Here is a 1,055-nt window from a genome sequence, read left to right on the forward strand (position 1 = left end):
CTGCTCATCCTGGTGGCCACCACAGCCGCCTTGGCGTTGGTGTGGCTGCTGGTCAACCCCGGATGGGCCATCGGTATCGGCCTTGGCCTGATCCTGTGCATCCGGGGCCTGTTCACCCTGTTCAAGCCCCACAGCGAGTGATGAGGAGTGACGATGACGGAAGCGGACCAGGAGATTGTCATGACGGAAGCGGAGAGGGAATACCACGGCCTGCAACGGTGCTTCGGAAAGGACTTGGAGAGGTACCACAACGAGGTGTTGCGGGCGCTGACTCAGGCATACGAACTCCTGCGGCACGCCCAAGGACCGGCGATGCGCCGGTACGGAAAGCAACTCAAGATGGCCTATGCGCGGCGGAGCGCCTTCCACGAATACGACGTGATTGAACATGATCCAGAGTGGCAGACCCAGGAAAAGCAATTCGAGGCATTCGAAGAGGTATTCGAGATGCTCGATGTCGCGTTGCGTTTGTGGGTGGCCTGAACCGTTTGTGGTTTCCGTGGAAATGAGTAGGGAGGAATAACGGTGGGCCTGCGTCGCACGCGCACGAAACCCGGCACGACCAGGCGGGTTCGCAAGCTCGGTGACCGGATCTCGGAGGCCCGACAGCTGCGGGGGCTGGTGCGGGACCCGGACCTCAACGCGGTCGAGATGGAACGCCAGGGCCGCCGGACCCTGACCGGCCTGTGGTTCTTCCTGAGCCTCGGGCTGGTGTTCACCACCGCCGGAGTCCAGCGGTTCCTGGCCGGAGACGCCACCACCGAAGACCCGTTGTGGTGGGCGGCCTGGACGGTAGAGCCGATGTTTGCCGGGCTGCTCATCACGGTCCTCAACTTCGAGGCCGTAATCCTGTCCTACGGCATCCAACCGGATCACGACTGGTGGCGGCGGCTCAAGCGCGTGCTGCTGACCTCGACGCTGGCCATGAACGTCATCCCGCAAGTTATGCCGCTGATCCGCGGGCAGTGGGAGACGTTCAACCCGGGTTCGGCGGCGGTGCACGCCATCATCCCGGTGATCGTCTACGGCATCGCCGAGGTCATCCCGGTCATCCA

The 1,055-nt window shown here is 63.2% G+C and carries 1 protein-coding gene and 1 pseudogene; both read left to right on the forward strand.

Annotation, left to right across the window (positions count from 1 at the left end; all coding sequences use genetic code 11):
* The first annotated feature begins 153 nt into the window (after positions 1-153).
* Positions 154-483 (forward strand): hypothetical protein, encoded by a 330-nt coding sequence (locus IEY17_RS24980; protein ID WP_188991927.1) that lies wholly within the window; start codon positions 154-156, stop codon positions 481-483.
* Positions 484-525: 42 nt separating this feature from the next.
* Positions 526-1,055, forward strand: a pseudogene (locus tag IEY17_RS24985) (hypothetical protein); the annotation flags it as partial.

The sequence above is a fragment of the Saccharopolyspora thermophila genome (genome assembly GCF_014646075.1).
Taxonomy (GTDB): domain Bacteria; phylum Actinomycetota; class Actinomycetes; order Mycobacteriales; family Pseudonocardiaceae; genus Saccharopolyspora; species Saccharopolyspora thermophila.

Bases quoted from the DNA above. Each gene is read 5' to 3' on its own strand.
- IEY17_RS24980 (WP_188991927.1), top strand. From the start codon at position 154: ATGACGGAAGCGGACCAGGAGATTGTCATGACGGAAGCGGAGAGGGAA.